Raw genomic sequence first — 17,560 nt, 5'->3', positions numbered from 1 at the left:
GAAATATGCTTTATCGAGGTGGCGGCGGCGCAAAATGGTCGAGAAATTTTCGCGCACGGGGCAAGGCATCATGCAGGAATTGCCCCGGCTCGCGGAGCCATAGGCCCGCTATTTGGCGTGATTTTTCTTCGGAAACCAGAATATCGGGTGTCAGCGTAATTATCTCGGCCTGCCAGCCGGGCCAGCGTTGTTGTGCGCGTTTGAATGTGTGGTTCATGTAAGAAGTGCGGCAACGATAGCCGTGGTAATCAAATATCCAGTCTGTGCCAGCAATCACGATGTGGTTGCCGGTAAATCCGCTGGCGGGTTTGAGCCATAACGGCGCATAATGCTGGGTGTTTTGCGCGTCATATCGCTCCATAAAAGCATAAGCCAGGATGTGGCAGGCCCCGCAGGCGAAAAATACCCGGTCTGGCAAATGCCAGCGTTGAACGGCGTCGTGTTTTGAATAACCAGGTGTGCGGGGTTGATACATGTTGGTGCCTATCTGCTGGGCAACAGGTTGTATTTTTCCAGCAAGCGCCGCAACTGATGATAATTCAGTTTCAGCATCTCGGCGGCTTCGGTCTGGTTGTTGCGTGCCCGGCCCATGGCAGTATTTAACAGCGATATTTCATAATCGCGGGTCGCGGTTTTGAAATCGATTTCCGTATCGGCATCGGCGGGCCGGGGCAGGGCGGCATTGACTGTTGGCATTGTGGAGGTAGCGGACGGGGATGCATCCGTCTCGCTCCAGATCCCGGCAAACGGGTCCAGCACGATATGCGAAACCGGTTTGTCGCCATCGTCGGCCATATAAAGACTGCGTTCAACTGCGTTGCGCAATTCGCGCACATTTCCCGGCCAGTCGTAATTTTGCAATTGCTGTATGGCATGTTTGCTAAAACCGGAAAAAACTTGTCGCGATAAACGTTTGGTCATTTCCAGGGCAAATTGTTCGGCCATTGGCAAAATATCGTCCGGGCGTTCGCGCAATGGCGGCACGGCAATTACGTCAAATGCCAGTCGATCAAGCAGGTCGGCGCGGAATTTGCCCTGCGCGGCCAGATGTTTGAGGTTTTCGTTGGTGACGCCAATCACGCGCACGTCCACGTCAATGACTTCGCTGCCGCCAACCCGTTCAATTTCGCCATATTCGACCACGCGCAGTAATTTTTCCTGCACCACCGGGCTGGCGGTGGCTATTTCATCTAAAATGATGCTGCCGCCATCGGCGCGTTCAAACCGGCCGGTGTGGCGTTTGGTCGCCCCGGTAAAGGCCCCGGCTTCGTGGCCGAACAGTTCGGTATCAAGCAGGGTTTCGCTCAGTGCTGCGCAATTGACCTTGACCAGCGGCCCGCCCCAGCGCGCGGAAAGATAATGCAGGCGGGCCGCAATCAGTTCCTTGCCCGACCCGCGTTCGCCAATCACAAGGCAGGGGCGATTAATCGGCGCCAGGCGCGAAACATGCTCCAGGGCGGCCAAAAAACGGGGGTCTTCGCCCAATATCGGTTGTGATCTGTTGTCCATATCGCGAAAAACGTTATCGAAAAACGCTAATAATGTCGCGATAAATTTTAGTTTCAATTGGATGCTGTTGATTAAAGTATTGATTTTTAAGGAAACTTAAAACTGGCACGCCACCTGCAATATAAAAGGCAGAAGAGTTTACATCCCCCAACAGGAGATCGAGCAATGGGCGTGTTCTCGCGTTTGTCCGATATCGTTAATGCCAATATCAATTCACTGCTGGACCGGGCTGAAGACCCGGAAAAGATGGTGCGCCTGATGATTCAGGAAATGGAAGACACCCTGGTCGAAGTGCGATCAAGTGCTGTTAAGGCGATTGCTGATAAAAAGGAAGTCGAACGCAAGCTTAAAAAGCTGCATGACGGCCAGAATGAATGGGAAGAAAAAGCCGAATTTGCGGTTTCCAAGGGCCGCGATGATCTGGCCAAAGGCGCGCTTATGGCGCGTCGTCGTCTGGCAGAGCAGTCGGCTGTGCTGGAACGTGAGCTTGAAGTGATTGAAGAAACACTGGCCAAGTTTGACGAAGATCTGAACAAGTTGCACAACAAGCTGAACGAAGCCAAGGGCAAGCAGCGTGCAGTGGAAATTCGGATGAAAACAGCAGAAAAACGGGTCAAAATGCGCGAAAAACTGCATAATGGCCAGATTGATGAAGCCTTGCTGCGCTATGAAGCGATGGAACGCAAGATTGACGAACTTGAAGCCAGCGCAGATTCCTTTGATCTGGGCCGCGCCAAGTCGCTTGATGAACAGTTTGGCGATCTGGAATCCGAACTTGGGATCGAAGATGATCTTAAGGCCTTGAAAGAACGGGTCAATAAAGACAGCTAATTCAGTGTGCGGGTACTTTGGTGTTCGCAGTCGGCGATCATGACCAATCATGGCATGATCGAACCCTGATCAGTTAAAGGGCGCTTATGTGGGTTTTTGCCGTTCCATTGATTGTGTTTATTTCCATTGTCGGGCCAATCTGGGTGGTTTTTCATTACATTACCGTTTGGAAACGTATGAAAGCCGACCATCAGAGCGTTCCCCCGGTGGAAATTCAGCAACACAAGGAAGCAATGGCCCGTCTGAAATTGCAGGCGGAGCGCCTTGAGGGTCGGGTTGCGACACTGGAAAGTCTTCTGGATGCAGAGGTTGCCGAATGGAGGAACAGGATATGACTGCCGAGCAAGCTGCTGCCGGTGCACGATACTATAACAGGCGTCACAATCACCGCGACGGGGGTGGATGTGGCTCTCGCCGGGGGCAAAATCGTGGCCAGAACCAAGGCCGGGGTGGCTGTGGTCATCGTCATGGCCCGCATCACTCCGGGCCGTTCAAACGCACGATTGCCGGTATTTCCGAGAAGTTCGGCATTCCGCGCAAAGGTGTAATGATTGCCTGGATCTTGACGCTGATTTTCAGTTTCCCGGTTGGTGTGTTTCTGTTTATCGCCGCGTGGTCCTATGTCCATCACCCGGAATGGTTCGGTTTTTTCGGGCGTCGTGCTCGCGGGTCCTCTGGCGGGGCTGCGTCGTCGGCACGGGGGGCTGCGGCATCAGCCCGTGAGGCGACGTTTGAAAACGTTGAGCATCCGACCTTCGGGGTCGATTACGAAGAACCCTGGATGGATGAATTGCGCGCCAAGTTTGATGATCTTGAACGCCGCACGGGTAATATGGAGGGTTATGTTGCCTCGGGTGACTATAATTTATCCTCCGAGCTGGAGCGGATGCGCAAAGCGGATGACGGAAAAAAGGCATCCGAACCAGATGACGCACAGAATGCTGATCCTAACCCGAACCCGAAGCCTTAAACTGACAAATAAAAAGCTTGGCTGCGGTCTCTGATTGTCAATTTTCCCGGTTTGCATCGGCTGGCTTGCCTCCCCCGCCCGCCTGGCCGATGTAAAAGGACCGTGATGCAGGTGGTGCTCGCATTGTCGGGTTTATCTCCCTCGCGTCTTCCCCAAGACCTGCGCTCCCTCGTGCTTAGCACATTGCAGAACGGTCCAGCGGATCGCTTGCCAATCTCGGCGGGTGATCCGCTTTTTTTTGCGTGACGGGTAAAAAAAGCGGCGTGTGGCAAGTATTTGTTAAAAAATATTCGAATAAGGTTTATGACTAATCTTAATTTGGGTGTTGTTGCTGGCGTTATTTTGTTGGTGCGATAGCTGTCATCGGCAAACTGTGGGGGCGGTTTATGGCGACTTTTATTGAACATCCCGGCGAACCGGATTTTCTGCGTCGTTTGATGGCGGATAATCCGTGGTGGGATGGCATCACCGATGATGTGGTACATAATCTGCCGGAACGGGCATTTTTCAAACGCTTTTGGAATGCTATTGAACGCGGCGACGGTCGCAAGGCTGTTGTGCTGACCGGGCCGCGCGGTGTGGGCAAAACCGTGATGTTGCGCCAGGCGATTTCCCAATTGCTGGATGGCGATACTCCGCGCCGCCATGTTTGTTATGTCTCGCTCGAATATCCGTTGTTTCTGGAACTTGATATGTCCCGTTTGCCGCGCCTTTTGCGCGCCTCGCGCGGCATTTCGGCCGATCACCCGTTATGGCTGTTTATCGATGAAGTTTCCTATCAACGTGATTGGGAAACCCAACTGGAAAAGCTGTTAAAAGCCGATCCGATGCTGCGCGTGGTCGCAGTCAGTGCGCTGGCCCCCAATGCCGAAAACCGTGCCCATTTAACCACATTATTTTTGCCCCCCTTTAGTTTCGCCGAATATTTGGGCCAGCAAGGCATTAAGCCAACCGACGTCCTGCCAGAATCACCAAATGCCGGACGTTTTACAACGGATGTGCCCGATGGCTTGATAGAGCTGAACCGCCTGTTTGAAAATTACATCAATGAAGGCGGTTTTCATGACAGTAATGGCGAGGCCGGGGCGATTCACCGCTCCCTTCATTCTGACTTGCCCGGATTGCACGGCATTTCCAGCCCGTCGGACCTGCATCGCCTGTTTGTATTGCTGGCCTATAATACCGGGGCCGAGTTTTCGATTGAAACGCTGGCGCGCGAGCTTGATCTGGCGAAAAATACCCTGCGCCGCTATCTGGAATATCTGGAAAGTGCGTGGCTGGTGCGACGGTTGGAGCGGATTGACCAGGATGCCAAACCGTTTCAGCGCGCCGTTGCCTTCAAGGTGCATCTGATCCATCCTGGTTTGCGAACCGGGCTGATTGGCGGGCGCGCCGAGGGCGAAGATACGATAAGCCGACTGGTGGAAACGGCGATCCAGACCCAGTTTCTGGCGTCAAGTACCGGCATGGAAAGTCTGTTTTATGCCCGTTGGGGCCATTACGAAGTGCCCTTTGTGTTTTTGGACCGGCGCAGCGGTACGCCGTTATTTGCCTATCATTGCCTGTGGCGCGATGATGCCATTCGCAAACCCAAGGAAGTTCGGGCGCTGGTGAACTTTAAAATCAGCCACGATTTGCCCCTTGGCGCGTTTGTTCTGACCAAGGCGCAATGGCATGGGGGTAAACTGGGCGGGGAGCCGATGCGGTTTGAACCGGCCAGCGTGCTGGCCTTGCGCATCGGGCTGGAATTTTCACAGCTTTAAGGTGCAAGCGCTGTTGAATGGGGCCGGTCATTGACCGGAACGTATTCTTAACACCTGACGGGGCGTCATATGTTTATCAGAGCACGCGCAGGCCGATTGTTGAGCGGTGCTGCCATAGTAATGACAATGCTGTTGGTTGGTGCGGGGCAAAAAGCCCAGGCTCAGGTTGCATGTCCGGGGCAGGGGCATGGCAGCGGCGCTTATTCGATCAATCTGGAGCATGTTTTTTGCGGCGAAGTAAATGGCAAAAAACGCTTCGTTGGTTTTCATTCCCGCCCGGGCGGGCTAAACCCGGCCACCATTTCTGTCGTCACGGTGACGCCGGGATCAGAAAATGCCAATGGCATTTATGAAGCCACAATTGTCTGGAATTCCGCCCTTCCAGGTGCTGCCACGCCGTCCAATCGGTCCAAATTCTCAACCCTGTTTCCCGATGATTGCAGTCAGGCCCAGATCGCGGAATCGATTATCTATGCGGCAGATCATCTTGAAGCGTCCTGCCCGGCGGGGGCACCCGGATGGACAAAATGCGGGTATAACCGGCCTGATCCCCTTCCATCCGATGATGGCGGGAAATACTGCGTTGGCAAGGATGCATCCTTGCGGTTTTCTGTGGCAATGGCGGTTTCGGGCAAACACATCAACACGGCCTTTCCGATCAATACCAGGCCGTAAGGCGGGCCGCTTTGATCGGTTTGGATTAACAAGGCAATAAGGTTTGTCTTGTTGGTTTTCTTGAAAGGAGGGCGCGATGACGAAGACTGTGGGGGCGTCTCGGTCTGAGGTGCCAGACTGGCCCGGTCGCACGGCCGACGATGCAGGGCATAACCGTATTGCGGCCTTTCTGGTGCTTGATATTCAGCATTCTGCGCACAAAGCCAATTATGTTCGCGACTGTATTATCGATCAGCAAACCCGCGCCGCACAGGCCGGAGGGGACCGGAAAGCCGTTGAAGATATGCCGGATGCCGAAATCGTGATCAATGCCTATGCACTGTCTGTCGGGGCTGAAACATCGGTCATTGATCCGGTGGTTGATGGAACCGGCGAGGGGGCTTTAACCGTGGCGACAAAGGATCTTCTCGCAGCCCTTGAATGTCGTATTGCCACTATCGGGGATGCCCAAAACAACCAGTAATCGCAATATTATAGCCATTCCAAATGATCGCGCTTGAGTTTTTAATTTGATTGCGAGCAAATGCTGTCCATAGTGCAAGGGCTGTAATTTCAGTCGGGGGACAGAAACGGTGCAGGATCGTTGGTGGTGGCGCAGGATGACACGGGCAGGGGCACGATTGGGGATAAGATTGGGCGCAAAAGCCCATATCCTGGCAATGGTGACGGTGACTATTGCCTTTGCTGTCGGTGGCAATGCAGCCTTTGCCCAAAACCAGAAAACGTCAGACCCGTTGCAAACCTTTTTACAAGGTTATGTCACGCAGGCCGGTTTGCCTGGTGGCGTTGTTGGCATTGCCTATCAGGACGGCACCAGCCGTTTTGCGGCTGCCGGGCTGTCCAATGTCGCCCCAACCCGCAAAATGCGCGGTACAGAACGGTTTTATATCGGGTCCTTGACCAAAATGATGACTGCGGTCGTCATTTTGCAACTGGCATCCGAACAGCGTCTGAAATTGTCAGATCATCCTGCGCGCTGGTTGCCGCCCGAATATGCCCAATCCATTGTCAATGCCAAACAGGCGACCCTGGTTGATCTTTTGCATAACAGTTCCGGTATCCCCGATTATCTGGATGGCGATTTCTTTTTTGAACTGGTCGGGCGGGAACCGCAACATGGCTGGCGCAATGCCGAGTTGCTGCCGCTGATGGCGGATCGGGATGCCGTCTTTTCACCCGGCAGTGAATATGGCAATTCGAACAGCAATTACATCTTGCTGGGCTATATCATCGAGCAGGTCGAACAGGCCGCCATCGAGGATATTTTTCAAAAACGTATTTTCGCCCCCCTTGAAATGGATGCCACCAGTTTTGGCAGTTTCCCAAGGGATCGGGAACTGGCGCGCGGATATGACGACGGCGATGGCGATGGCAACCTTGAAGATGTCACCGGTTTTGATGTTGGCGATCATTTGGCCGATGGCGGTGTTGTTTCAACCGCGCGCGATATGCTGGCATTCCTGCGCGGGTTGTTTGTCGATGGCAGCTTGCTGGGTCCCAATGCGATCAAGCGTATGACAACCGATACCATGTTTGCCGGTAACGGCTCATATGGCTATGGCGTGATGGTTGGGGAAAGCGACTGGGGCCCGGTTTGGGGACATGATGGCAATTATTTTGGCTATAGTGCCGAAATCTCATGGTTTCCCAGGCAACAGACGGCAATTGTATTTTTAACCAATGGGCGCCCGCTAAACGATGGGCCGCCCTTTACCCAGCAAATCCTGCCCGCCATTTTTGGCAACCCGCTTCAGTAACGCGGCCAGAACAAGACCGGATCGCGTCGGGAATGCGGTCCGGTTTTCCCCAAATCCTGATCTGTATTTGCACGCCTTTGGGAACAAAGCGGCATTTTTCTGCGTGCTGTTTCGGGCGAAAAGCCGGAAAATATAGCATGCAGGCTGCCATGCGCTGGTGGTATGTCTGATTGGAATTAAAATAGATAGGATTCAAACTAATTCAATGCTACCATTTTTGTATGAAAGATTTTGACCCCTTTTCACCCCATTTGACCATTGGCAGTGCCCTGATCAACACAGCGCGCAAATGGCGCCGCGAGATTGATCGCGCGCTGCACGCGCATGGCTTGTCACAAACCAGTGCTTTGCCGTTAATTGTGTTGCACCGGCGCGGTGGAACCGTGCGCCAGGGCGCTATCGCCGAGGAAATCGGTGTTGAGGGCCCGTCGCTGGTGCGCGTGATTGATGCACTTGAGGCCGACGCCATGGTGCGCCGTGTGGCAGACCCGTCTGACCGGCGGGCAAAAATGGTGTCGTTAACGCCGCAAGGGGCGGCCAAAGCCATCGAGATTGAACATATTCTGGCCCGGGTCCGTGACAGTATAACGACCGATATTGATGATGGTGAACTTGAAATCACCCTGAAGGTTTTAAAGCAACTTTTGGCCAGATTGACCTGTTGCGAAGACAAAGACCTGGAACAGACCAAAAGTTAGAGGGATGTGATGTTAAAAAATATTCTCGCGTCCCGCCCCGGCTTTGATGACTGGCTGTTTTCGGCCAAAACCTTTGTTGCCGGGATGCTTGCCTTATTCATTGCGCTGGCGTTTGATCTCGACCGCCCGGTTTGGGCGATGGCGACGGTTTATATTATCGCCAATCCTCTGACCGGTGTCTTGGCCTCCAAGGCGGTTTACCGTGTGGTTGGCACCATGATCGGGGCGGTTTTTGCCGTGGCGCTGGTGCCCAACCTTGTAGATGCGCCGGTTTTGCTGTCGCTGGCGATGGCCGGTTGGGTCGGTTTATGCCTGTATTTGTCACGGCTGGACCGCACCCCGCGCAGTTACCTGTTTATGCTGGCAGGTTATACCGCTGCTATTATCGGCTTTCCCTGTGTCACCGACCCGGGCATCGTTTTTGATGTCGCTGTTGCCCGTGTGCAGGAAATCAGCCTTGGGATCATTTGTGCCACTGTCGTTAGCCATGTGGTGTTCCCGCGCCATTTGGGCCCGGTTCTGGCGGCGCGCATTGATCGTGCCTTGCACGATGTGCGCGCATTGGCAGCATTAAGTTTTGCAGGCAACCATGACGAAGAAAAACTGCATGGTGACCGCATCAAATTGATCGCCGATATTGGCGAAATACATGGCCTTGCGGTGCATGTCGGGTATGAACGGTCATTGTTAAATGGCATGACGCGACCGTTACAGGCCCTGCAAAATGCCATGGCGGCCCTGTTGCCTTCGCTTTACAGTTTGCATGACCGGATCACAGCCCTGGCTGCAACTGGCCCTGGTGTGCCCGAAAATGTTGCCGTTCTTTTGCAAAATATCGAGGGCTGGATACAGGATGGCGATGCCGATCCGTTTGATCGTACCCGCATTAATCAGTTGCACAGCGATATTTCCGAACTGGCCCATCAATACGAGGTCAACCGCAACTGGCATGACCTTCTGGTGATTAATCTGTGCGTGCGCCTGCACCGGATGATCGGGTTTTATGATGATTGCCAGTTATTGTGGGCCGGAATCCGCGAAGGGCGGGTTCCACACAGTGTTGTTGATCGCTGGCGCGATCGCGGCGACAAACCCGCGTTGCATGTGGATTATGGCCTGGCGGTCCGGTCTGGCCTGACGGCGAGTATTGCCACACTGGTTGTGTGCCTGATCTGGGTTGAAACCGGTTGGCCGAACGGTGCGTCTGCGGCCATGATGGCGGCGGTGGGCACCAGTATTTTATCGTTTCTTGATGACCCGGTTCCGGCTCAGAAAGGCTTTATCACCTATACGCTGTTTTCTGTGGCGGTGACGCTGTTTTATGGCTACGCGGTGTTGCCGGCAATTGACGGTTTTCCGTTGCTGGTGGTGGTTTTCGCGCCTTACCTGCTGCTGATCGGTTTGCTGATCCCGTCGCCCAAAACCTTTATCTTTGCCCTGCCGATGATTGTCAATACGGTGATGTTGCTTAACATTTCCACCCGTTATAGCGGCAATTTTGCCAGTTCTCTGGACGGTGCCGTGGCTATGATTTCGGGTTTTGTCGTGGCCGTAGTGGTCACCGCGATGATGCGGTCGATGACGCCCGATCATAGCATTCGTCGCCTGTTACAGGCCAATTGGCGCGACCTTGCCAATCTGGCCCGGTTTGACCATGTTGCCCCGCGCATGACGGTGTTGCGCCGCCTTCTGGACCGCCAGGGCCTGATTCTGCCTAAACTGGCCCAGGCCCCCGACCATCGTACCCGCCTGATGCGGGCGATGCCGGAAGTTTCGATTGCGGCCAATCTTGTCGACTTGCGCCGGGTGCGCAAAGGACTGGATGGGCAAATTGGCGACCGTATGGATCGGTTTCTGGCTGTTATGGCCACCCATTTTGATTTGCGGACCCGCGATTTTGATCGTCCGCCTGATGGCGAACTTTTAACCTTGCTAGACGAGATTCTGATGCTGGCAACAGCGCGGTCCACCTTAGCGGATATGCATGACATTTCGGGCGGGGCGGATCGTCTGATCGGGCTTGTTGCCTCGCGCGATATGCAGATTGGCGCGAAATCGACGGAAATGGACCCTGTTTTTAAACGCAGGCTGGTGGTGTCGCTTGTGGCGATGCGCCGGGTTCTGGCCCGTGACGGTGAACCGGATTTCAGCCCTCGTTTTGAGCAGATTGCATCGTGTTTGTTGTGCGCAAATGATCTGGCACCTGCAGGTTTGGCGGGACGGGCATGATGGGCGCGATGGTGGATTTATATGGCGTTTTTTTGCCAGGCTTTCTGGTGTGCGCCATTGCCGCATGGGGCAGCCTGATTGTGCTGCGCAAGGTTTTGGTGCGGGTTGGTTTTTACCGCGCCACATTTCATCCGGCCCTGATCGATCTGGCGCTGTTTGTATTGCTGCTAGCCGGGATCACGGCGGTTTTTGTAAGATAGGTGATTTATGAAAAAATGGTTTTCATGGATCGGGCGGTTTGTTCTGTCCGGGGTTCTGGTTGCGGCGGCAGTGGTGGCCGGGATGCAATTGTGGGATTACTACATGAACGATCCCTGGACGCGCGATGGCCGTATCAGTGCGGATGTGGTGGCAATTGCGCCTGATGTGTCGGGGTTGGTCAGCAAGGTGCATGTTGGTGATAACCAGCAGGTCAAGACCGGCGATTTACTGTTTGAAATCGATACCGCCCGTTTCAAGGTGGCGCTTTCTCAGGAACAGGCTCGCCTTGACAGTGCCGTTGCCAGCAAGCAACAGGCTGAACGCGAAGTTCAACGTTATCGCAATCTCAGCAGCGATGCCGTTTCGCGCCAGAAAAAGGAACAGGTCCGCACGACCCTGGCCACGGCAAAGGCCGCTGTTGAACTGGCCAGGGCTGACGTTGATTTGTCTGAACTGAACCTGGAACGTACCAGGGTCTATGCCCCTGTTGATGGCACATTGACCAACTTTTCCCTGCGGCCGGGCAATTATGTTGCCGCAGGCAGCGCCATTGCCGCCCTGATCGATGCCCATTCCTATTATGTGGCCGGGTATTTTGAAGAAACCAAATTACCCCGCATTGCCATTGGCGACCGGGTTGAAGTGCAGCTTATGGGCGAAAAACAGCCAATCTATGGTCATGTCGCCAGCATTTCTGCGGGTATTCAGGATAGCGAACGCACCGGTGCCACCGGCAGCCTTGCCAATGTAAAACCCACCTTCAGTTGGGTCCGGCTGGCCCAACGCGTTCCGGTGCGCGTGGCGCTGGATAATGTCCCCGCCGATGTCAGGCTGGTCGCCGGGCGCAGTGCCACGGTGCGGGTGATTGAAGATGGTAATATCGCCAGAAAATCTGTTCCGGATCATGTTGCAGAAAATTAAAAAAAACGGCCCCGCCATATTGGTTTGGGGCTGTTTTTATGTTCTGACCTTCGCGAACCTGATGTTTGGGTGAAAGCGGAGCAATGTTCTTAAGGGGCAATAGCCGTTCGGCATACGTGATAACCGCAAGAAAGCATGAAACCTGTTGAGGAGGACAAAATACAACTTGCCGCGATGCAGCAAAGTTTGGTAATTTTAAGAAAGTTTAATTGGGTTAAATTATACTAAAGTTACAAAAAGGGGCTTTCAGATGGCTGCGTTATCGCGCCCGCGTCGATCCGTTTTATATATGCCCGGTTCAAATGGCCGGGCGCTGGAAAAAGGGCGGAGCCTTTTGGCGGATGGGCTGATCCTCGATATGGAAGATGCTGTTTCTCCCGACTCGAAAAAACTGGCCCGTGACCAGATTATGGCAGCCCTTGATGCAGGCGGGTTTGGCCCGCGTGAAATTCAGGTGCGGGTGAACGGGTTAAACACCCCGTGGGGATATGACGATATCGTTGCCACGGCGCGCAGCAAGGCCGATGCCATTTTGCTGCCCAAGGTCGAAAGCCCGGAAACCATTCGTCAGGTTGCAGCCATCATGCAGGCCGAAGGGGCACATGAAAACATGCGCATCTGGTGCATGATGGAAACGCCGTTAGCGATGTTAAATGCCCGCGATATTGCCGGGGCGCATCCGCTTTTGGGCGGGTTTGTCATGGGAACGTCGGATTTGGCCAAGGATTTGAACTGTGCCCACACGCGGGACCGCTTGCCCATGATCACCAGTCTTGGTTTGTGTATGCTCGCTGCAAGGGCTTATGATCTGGCCATTCTGGACGGTGTTTATCTTGATCTGTCTGACGACGAAGGTTTTAGGGCATCGTGCGTGCAGGGACGTGAACTGGGATTTGATGGTAAAACACTGATCCATCCCAAAACCATTGAGACCGCCAACACAACCTTTGCGCCGAGCGACGCCGACATTGCCTGGGCGCGCAAAATTATTGCGGCCCATCAGGAAGCCAGTGCCAGGGGGCAGGGGGTTGTGCTGGTAGATGGCAAGCTGATTGAAAATCTGCATGTGGTGAGCGCGCAGCGTCTGGTCGGCCTTGCTGATCAGATTGCGGCAATGGAAACCACAACCACACCGGAGTGATCCATTTTTGTGCCTGCATAGTGTGCGGTGCATTTCGATGTCCGGTTGGCCCTTATCGGGGCCAGTCGCACAGGGAACAAGGAATTTTCCGTGATGATGTCCAAAAATAATCCCGGCAATTATTTCGAGGATTTCCGTCTGGGGCAGGTGTTGCGCCATGCCACCCCGCGCACCATTACGGCGGGCGATGTGGCGCTGTATACCGGGTTATATGGCCCGCGTTTCGCTGTTCAGTCCTCGGCGGAATTTGCCATGGGCATCGGGTTTGGCAATGCGCCGGTTGACGATTTGCTGGTGTTTCACATGGTCTTTGGCAAAACGGTGCCCGATGTGTCGTTAAATGCGGTGGCCAATCTGGGCTATGCGGGCGGCGTGTTTGGGGCGCCGGTTTATGCCGGTGATACGATCAGCGCGGTGTCGCGCGTGATCGGGCTAAAGGAAAATTCAAACGGCAAAACCGGGGTTGTTTACGTTAATTCGGTCGGGCGTAACCAGCATGGTGAAATGGTGGTGGATTATAACCGCTGGGTCATGGTGCATAAAAATAACGTTGATGCCCCTGCTCCTGAGACCATTGTGCCCGACCTTGCCGCCACGGTGGATGCCACTCATTTTCGGGTGCCGGTCGGGCTTGATCTGGCCGATTATGATTGTGAACTGGCCGGATCGCCGCACTTTTGGGAAGATTACGCCATTGGCGAAAAGATTGACCATGTTGATGGCATGACCATCGAGGAAGCCGAACACCAGATCGCCACCCGCTTATATCAAAACACCGCCAAAGTTCATTTTGACCAGGTTGCGGCCAATCAGGGCCGGTTTGGCAAGCGTTTAGTCTATGGTGGGCATATTATGTCGCTGGCCCGGGCATTGTCGTTTAACGGGCTGGGCAACGGGTTTAAAATTGTGGCGATCAATGGTGGCAGCCATGCCAATCCGGCTTTTGCCGGTGATACAGTGTTTGCCTGGTCGGAAATTATCGATAAAATCAGCCTTGCCGACCGTGACGATGTGGGCGCTTTGCGCGTAAGGCTTGTTGCAGTGCGCAACCAGGGCGCGTCGGGCTTTCCGTTGCGGGGGGCTGATGGAAAATATGACTCCGCCGTGCTGCTCGATTTCGATCATACAATTTTGATCCCGAAACGCTGTTAGATCGTACAAAGAACATCAATTCGCCGTCGCACCTGTTTTGGCGGGGGCGGACCTTAATATCTCCAAATATCTCCGACTAAGGGGGATATTGCCTTGCTTTCAACTATATGAAACAAGTCTAAATCAACGGTAGGGATGGCGTTAATTCGCAGATTTCTATGGTTTTCAAGGGCGTTGAGATTGACTTGCCCCCTCTGCGTGGGTAAATAATCCGTGCTTTCCCGCCAGCAATTTGAGAAGAGGCAATTCCGTTATGAGCAAAGCCAATCGGCCGATGTCTCCCCACCTTCAGGTGTACAGGCTCCCGCTGACGGCCAAAATGTCCATTTCGTTCCGCATCATGGGCATTGGCCTTGCCATTGGTTTCGTATTCCTGACGTCGTGGCTGATCGCCGCTGGCGCCGGTCGGGATACGTTCGAAGGCTATCAGGCATTTTTCACCTCGTGGTTTGGTCTGCTGCTGCTGTTCGGCTGGACAGTGGCGTTTTACTATCACGCCTGCAACGGTCTCCGGCACCTCGTCTGGGATACCGGTCGCTGCCTGTCGAATGAAGGGGCTGCTAAAACCAACCCGATCGTTCTTGGCGCGGCAGCCGTGCTGACCATCATCACCTGGATTATCGGTCTGGTTTGATCCAGGCAAATGGGGACAAGGTTGTTATGAAGATGCAATCCGATCTGGGCCGTGTACGCGGTCTCGGTTCCGCCAAAAGCGGCTCTTCGCACTGGTGGACGCAACGCGTCACCGCTGCGGCGAACCTGCCGCTGGGACTGTGGTTTATCTATTCGATCCTCGCGGGCCACACGGCATCATTTGATGCGGTGCACGCCTGGCTGAGCGGCTATTTCCATGCAACCATGATGGTCCTTTTGATCATTTCCGTTGCCTGGCATTTTGTTCTCGGCCTGCAAGTTGTGATCGAAGACTATGTGCATAACCGTAAAGCAGAAATCGTTTCGATGGTGCTGATCCGCGGGTTAACGGTTTTCATGACCGTTGCTGCGATTATTTCGGTGCTGCGAATCGTTTTTGCCGGAGCCTGAGCAATGACAGAATCCTACAAAATTATCGACCATAACTACGATGTTGTCGTTATGGGTGCCGGGGGTGCCGGTTTGCGCGCCACATTGGGCACAGTCGAAGCCGGTTTGAAAACTGCCTGTATCACCAAGGTTTTCCCGACCCGCTCACACACTGTTGCCGCCCAGGGGGGTATCGGTGCGTCGCTGGGCAATATGTCGGAAGACCATTGGCAGTGGCACATGTACGACACCGTCAAGGGGTCGGACTGGCTGGGCGACCAGGATGCCATCGAATATATGTGCCGCAATGCGGTGCCGGCTGTTCATGAACTTGAACATTACGGCATGCCGTTTTCGCGCACCGCCGAAGGCAAGATTTACCAGCGCCCGTTTGGCGGGCACACCCGTGACCACGGCAAGGCCCCGGTTGAACGTGCCTGTGCCGCGGCTGACCGTACCGGTCACGCCATGTTGCACACCCTGTATCAGCAATGCCTGAAACACAAAGCCGAGTTCTTTGTTGAATATATCGCCATTGATTTGATCATGGATGATGACGGCACCTGCCGCGGTCTGGTGGCATGGGATCTTGATACCGGCATCATGCATCGCTTTAACGCCAAGATGACCATTCTGGCATCGGGCGGTTATGGCCGGGCCTTCTTTAGCTGCACCTCGGCCCATACCTGCACCGGTGACGGCCATGGTATGGTGGCCCGTGCGGGTCTTGGCCTTCAGGACATGGAATTTGTTCAGTTCCACCCGACCGGCATTTATGGGTCGGGCTGCCTGATCACCGAAGGCGCACGCGGCGAAGGCGGGTATCTCACCAACTCCGAAGGCGAACGTTTCATGGAACGTTATGCCCCGACCGTGAAAGACCTGGCATCGCGGGACGTTGTGTCGCGCGGGATGGCCCAGGAAATTCGTGATGGTCGTGGTGTTGGCGAACATGGCGAATATATTCATTTGCATCTTGAGCATCTGGGATCGGAAGTTCTGTGGGAACGCCTGCCGGGTATTACCGAAACCGCCAAGATTTTTGCCGGTGTTGATGCGACCAAAGAACCGATCCCGGTTCTGCCGACGGTTCATTACAACATGGGCGGCATTCCGACCAACTATAAGGGCGAAGTCCTTAACCCCACGGCGGATGACCCTAACCGTGTTGTGCCGGGCCTGATGGCTGCGGGCGAAGCTGCGTGCGTTTCTGTTCATGGCGCGAACCGCCTGGGCACCAACTCGCTGCTGGATCTGGTGGTGTTTGGCCGCGCGTGTGGCTTGCATGCCGCCGAGCTTGTTGATCCGAAATCATCCTTCAAGGAACTGAAAGCCAGCGATGGCCAGAAAGCCTTTGATCGCTTTGACCGTCTGCGCTGGGCCAAGGGTGCCCGTCCGACGGCGGAAATCCGCCTCGAAATGCAGCGCGTCATGCAGGGCAATTGCGGCGTGTTCCGGACCGCCGAAATCCTGGGTGAAGGGGTTGAAAAACTCTCCAAAACAGCAACAACCCTGTCGGATGTTTCTGTTTCGGACCGTTCCTTGATCTGGAACTCGGATCTGGTGGAAACCATGGAACTGGAAAACCTGATGGTTTGTGCCGCCTCAACCATGAATTCCGCCGAGGCGCGCCACGAATCCCGCGGGGCGCACGCGCACGAAGATTATCCCAAGCGCGACGACGCCGTCTGGATGAAGCACACGATTGCCAAGGTTGCCTGGGACAACAACTATGGCGTTGATCTCACCTATCGGCCGGTTAACAGCTTCACCCTTACCGACGAAGTTGAGTATATCGAGCCGAAGGAACGCGTGTATTAAGGCGCGGACAGAGAGGATTTGAGAGATGGCTGAATTCAAGCTTCCCGCCAATTCGGTCGTGCAGGACGGTAAATCGTTTTCTGCACCGGCGAATGCGAAGAATACCCGGAAATTCAAGATCTATCGTTATGATCCTGATTCCGGCGATAACCCGCGTACCGATACCTATGAACTTGACCTTGACGCCTGCGGCCCGATGGTTCTCGACGCCCTGATCAAGATCAAGAACGAAGTCGATGCGACCCTGACATTCCGTCGTTCCTGCCGTGAAGGTATTTGCGGTTCATGTGCGATGAATATCGATGGCCGCAACACGCTGGCATGTCTTAAGCCGATTGGCGATATTGACGGCGATGTCAAAATCTATCCGTTGCCCCATATGCCGGTCGTCAAGGATCTGGTGCCCGATCTGTCCCAGCCTTATGCCCAGCTTGCTTCGATCGAGCCGTGGCTGAAGGCCGATAGCCCGCCGCCGCCAGATGGCGAACGGTTGCAGTCCCACGATGAACGTCACAAACTTGACGGCCTGTGGGAATGCATTTTGTGCTTCTCGTGTTCGACCGCGTGCCCGTCTTACTGGTGGAACTCGGACCGTTACCTTGGCCCGGCCGTTCTGTTGCAGGCCTATCGCTGGCTTGCTGACTCGCGCGATGAATATACCGGCGAACGTCTTGATATGCTTGAAGACCCGTTCCGCCTGTATCGTTGCCACACGATCATGAACTGCACCAACTCCTGCCCCAAAGGCCTGAACCCGGCCCTGGCGATTACCGAAATCAAAAAAATGATTGCGGAACGCGGCGCGTAAGCCCGGCAGAACCAGATAGCACGCAAGTTATCTTGCGTTACAAAAAAGCCGCCGGAAAATT

19 protein-coding genes are annotated in these 17,560 nt (G+C 54.4%); 17 read left to right on the top strand and 2 right to left on the bottom strand.

The annotated features are described in order from the left end of the window. Positions 1-10 precede the first annotated feature (10 nt). Together AAC086_RS07345 and pspF are read right to left on the bottom strand one after the other, a co-directional pair. Positions 11-475 (bottom strand): hypothetical protein, encoded by a 465-nt coding sequence (locus tag AAC086_RS07345; protein WP_339777102.1) that lies wholly within the window; start codon positions 473-475, stop codon positions 11-13. 8 nt (positions 476-483) lie between these two features. Next, entirely contained in the window at positions 484-1,509 is a 1,026-nt protein-coding gene (pspF, locus tag AAC086_RS07340; protein WP_339777101.1) for a phage shock protein operon transcriptional activator, read from the bottom strand. A gap of 165 nt (positions 1,510-1,674) precedes the next feature. Between pspF and pspA the strand changes: the two genes are divergently transcribed. The 17 genes from pspA to AAC086_RS07255 all read left to right on the top strand — a co-directional run bounded on the left by pspA (position 1,675) and on the right by AAC086_RS07255 (position 17,499). Next, a complete protein-coding gene (pspA, locus tag AAC086_RS07335) occupies positions 1,675-2,340 on the top strand; it encodes a phage shock protein PspA (protein ID WP_339777099.1) in 666 nt (221 codons plus the stop codon). 86 nt (positions 2,341-2,426) lie between these two features. Then, the gene (gene pspB, locus AAC086_RS07330) at positions 2,427-2,675 is read left to right on the top strand and encodes an envelope stress response membrane protein PspB (protein ID WP_339777097.1); all 249 of its coding nucleotides are present in this window, start codon (positions 2,427-2,429) and stop codon (positions 2,673-2,675) included. Then, positions 2,672-3,310, top strand: a complete 639-nt coding sequence (locus tag AAC086_RS07325) for a hypothetical protein (protein WP_339777096.1) — start codon at positions 2,672-2,674, stop codon at positions 3,308-3,310. Before pspB ends, AAC086_RS07325 begins: the two co-directional genes overlap by 4 nt. A 386-nt stretch (positions 3,311-3,696) precedes the next feature. Then, the gene (locus AAC086_RS07320) at positions 3,697-5,073 is read left to right on the top strand and encodes an AAA family ATPase (RefSeq protein WP_339777094.1); all 1,377 of its coding nucleotides are present in this window, start codon (positions 3,697-3,699) and stop codon (positions 5,071-5,073) included. 120 nt (positions 5,074-5,193) lie between these two features. Then, entirely contained in the window at positions 5,194-5,748 is a 555-nt protein-coding gene (locus AAC086_RS07315; protein WP_339777091.1) for an EndoU domain-containing protein, read from the top strand. Positions 5,749-5,824: 76 nt separating this feature from the next. Beyond that, complete coding sequence (locus tag AAC086_RS07310) at positions 5,825-6,211, top strand: hypothetical protein (RefSeq protein WP_339777089.1); 387 nt, start codon at positions 5,825-5,827, stop codon at positions 6,209-6,211. A gap of 169 nt (positions 6,212-6,380) precedes the next feature. Then, complete coding sequence (locus AAC086_RS07305; RefSeq protein WP_339777087.1) at positions 6,381-7,505, top strand: serine hydrolase domain-containing protein; 1,125 nt, start codon at positions 6,381-6,383, stop codon at positions 7,503-7,505. 221 nt (positions 7,506-7,726) lie between these two features. Then, the gene (locus tag AAC086_RS07300) at positions 7,727-8,203 is read left to right on the top strand and encodes a MarR family transcriptional regulator (protein ID WP_339777085.1); all 477 of its coding nucleotides are present in this window, start codon (positions 7,727-7,729) and stop codon (positions 8,201-8,203) included. A gap of 9 nt (positions 8,204-8,212) precedes the next feature. Continuing rightward, entirely contained in the window at positions 8,213-10,432 is a 2,220-nt protein-coding gene (locus AAC086_RS07295) for an FUSC family protein (RefSeq protein WP_339777082.1), read from the top strand. After that, on the top strand, positions 10,429-10,632 hold the full coding sequence (locus tag AAC086_RS07290; RefSeq protein ID WP_339777080.1) for a DUF1656 domain-containing protein: 204 nt from the start codon (positions 10,429-10,431) through the stop codon (positions 10,630-10,632). The genes AAC086_RS07295 and AAC086_RS07290 overlap by 4 nt, the downstream gene beginning before the upstream one ends. Before the next feature lie 7 nt (positions 10,633-10,639). Continuing rightward, positions 10,640-11,554 (top strand): HlyD family secretion protein, encoded by a 915-nt coding sequence (locus AAC086_RS07285; RefSeq protein WP_339777078.1) that lies wholly within the window; start codon positions 10,640-10,642, stop codon positions 11,552-11,554. 250 nt (positions 11,555-11,804) lie between these two features. Continuing rightward, entirely contained in the window at positions 11,805-12,695 is an 891-nt protein-coding gene (locus tag AAC086_RS07280) for a CoA ester lyase (protein ID WP_339777076.1), read from the top strand. 96 nt (positions 12,696-12,791) lie between these two features. Beyond that, positions 12,792-13,847 (top strand): MaoC family dehydratase, encoded by a 1,056-nt coding sequence (locus AAC086_RS07275; RefSeq protein ID WP_339777638.1) that lies wholly within the window; start codon positions 12,792-12,794, stop codon positions 13,845-13,847. Between the two features lie 253 nt (positions 13,848-14,100). Further along, on the top strand, positions 14,101-14,481 hold the full coding sequence (gene sdhC, locus AAC086_RS07270; RefSeq protein WP_339777074.1) for a succinate dehydrogenase, cytochrome b556 subunit: 381 nt from the start codon (positions 14,101-14,103) through the stop codon (positions 14,479-14,481). A gap of 26 nt (positions 14,482-14,507) precedes the next feature. Continuing rightward, positions 14,508-14,891 carry a succinate dehydrogenase, hydrophobic membrane anchor protein gene (sdhD, locus tag AAC086_RS07265; RefSeq protein ID WP_339777072.1) on the top strand — a complete coding sequence of 128 codons (384 nt, stop codon included), beginning with the start codon at positions 14,508-14,510 and terminating at the stop codon, positions 14,889-14,891. 3 nt (positions 14,892-14,894) lie between these two features. Further along, entirely contained in the window at positions 14,895-16,691 is a 1,797-nt protein-coding gene (sdhA, locus tag AAC086_RS07260) for a succinate dehydrogenase flavoprotein subunit (RefSeq protein WP_339777070.1), read from the top strand. Positions 16,692-16,716: 25 nt separating this feature from the next. After that, positions 16,717-17,499 carry a succinate dehydrogenase iron-sulfur subunit gene (locus AAC086_RS07255; RefSeq protein ID WP_339777068.1) on the top strand — a complete coding sequence of 261 codons (783 nt, stop codon included), beginning with the start codon at positions 16,717-16,719 and terminating at the stop codon, positions 17,497-17,499. Positions 17,500-17,560: the final 61 nt, after the last annotated feature.

Origin of the sequence: uncultured Thalassospira sp., assembly GCF_963976115.1 — a bacterium.
Lineage (GTDB): Bacteria > Pseudomonadota > Alphaproteobacteria > Rhodospirillales > Thalassospiraceae > Thalassospira.
Note: the sequence above shows the minus strand (reverse complement) of the source record. Positions and strands in the feature narration are given on the sequence as shown.

What these genes read in the sequence shown, in the direction of transcription:
- AAC086_RS07345 (WP_339777102.1), bottom strand. Translation starts at nt 475, where the DNA reads ATGTATCAACCCCGCACACCTGGTTATTCAAAACACGACGCCGTTCAA.
- pspF (WP_339777101.1), bottom strand. Translation starts at nt 1,509, where the DNA reads ATGGACAACAGATCACAACCGATATTGGGCGAAGACCCCCGTTTTTTG.
- pspA (WP_339777099.1), top strand. Translation starts at nt 1,675, where the DNA reads ATGGGCGTGTTCTCGCGTTTGTCCGATATCGTTAATGCCAATATCAAT.
- pspB (WP_339777097.1), top strand. Translation starts at nt 2,427, where the DNA reads ATGTGGGTTTTTGCCGTTCCATTGATTGTGTTTATTTCCATTGTCGGG.
- AAC086_RS07325 (WP_339777096.1), top strand. Translation starts at nt 2,672, where the DNA reads ATGACTGCCGAGCAAGCTGCTGCCGGTGCACGATACTATAACAGGCGT.
- AAC086_RS07320 (WP_339777094.1), top strand. Translation starts at nt 3,697, where the DNA reads ATGGCGACTTTTATTGAACATCCCGGCGAACCGGATTTTCTGCGTCGT.
- AAC086_RS07315 (WP_339777091.1), top strand. Translation starts at nt 5,194, where the DNA reads ATGACAATGCTGTTGGTTGGTGCGGGGCAAAAAGCCCAGGCTCAGGTT.
- AAC086_RS07310 (WP_339777089.1), top strand. Translation starts at nt 5,825, where the DNA reads ATGACGAAGACTGTGGGGGCGTCTCGGTCTGAGGTGCCAGACTGGCCC.
- AAC086_RS07300 (WP_339777085.1), top strand. Translation starts at nt 7,727, where the DNA reads ATGAAAGATTTTGACCCCTTTTCACCCCATTTGACCATTGGCAGTGCC.
- AAC086_RS07295 (WP_339777082.1), top strand. Translation starts at nt 8,213, where the DNA reads ATGTTAAAAAATATTCTCGCGTCCCGCCCCGGCTTTGATGACTGGCTG.
- AAC086_RS07290 (WP_339777080.1), top strand. Translation starts at nt 10,429, where the DNA reads ATGATGGGCGCGATGGTGGATTTATATGGCGTTTTTTTGCCAGGCTTT.
- AAC086_RS07285 (WP_339777078.1), top strand. Translation starts at nt 10,640, where the DNA reads ATGAAAAAATGGTTTTCATGGATCGGGCGGTTTGTTCTGTCCGGGGTT.
- AAC086_RS07280 (WP_339777076.1), top strand. Translation starts at nt 11,805, where the DNA reads ATGGCTGCGTTATCGCGCCCGCGTCGATCCGTTTTATATATGCCCGGT.
- AAC086_RS07275 (WP_339777638.1), top strand. Translation starts at nt 12,792, where the DNA reads ATGTCCAAAAATAATCCCGGCAATTATTTCGAGGATTTCCGTCTGGGG.
- sdhC (WP_339777074.1), top strand. Translation starts at nt 14,101, where the DNA reads ATGAGCAAAGCCAATCGGCCGATGTCTCCCCACCTTCAGGTGTACAGG.
- sdhD (WP_339777072.1), top strand. Translation starts at nt 14,508, where the DNA reads ATGAAGATGCAATCCGATCTGGGCCGTGTACGCGGTCTCGGTTCCGCC.
- sdhA (WP_339777070.1), top strand. Translation starts at nt 14,895, where the DNA reads ATGACAGAATCCTACAAAATTATCGACCATAACTACGATGTTGTCGTT.
- AAC086_RS07255 (WP_339777068.1), top strand. Translation starts at nt 16,717, where the DNA reads ATGGCTGAATTCAAGCTTCCCGCCAATTCGGTCGTGCAGGACGGTAAA.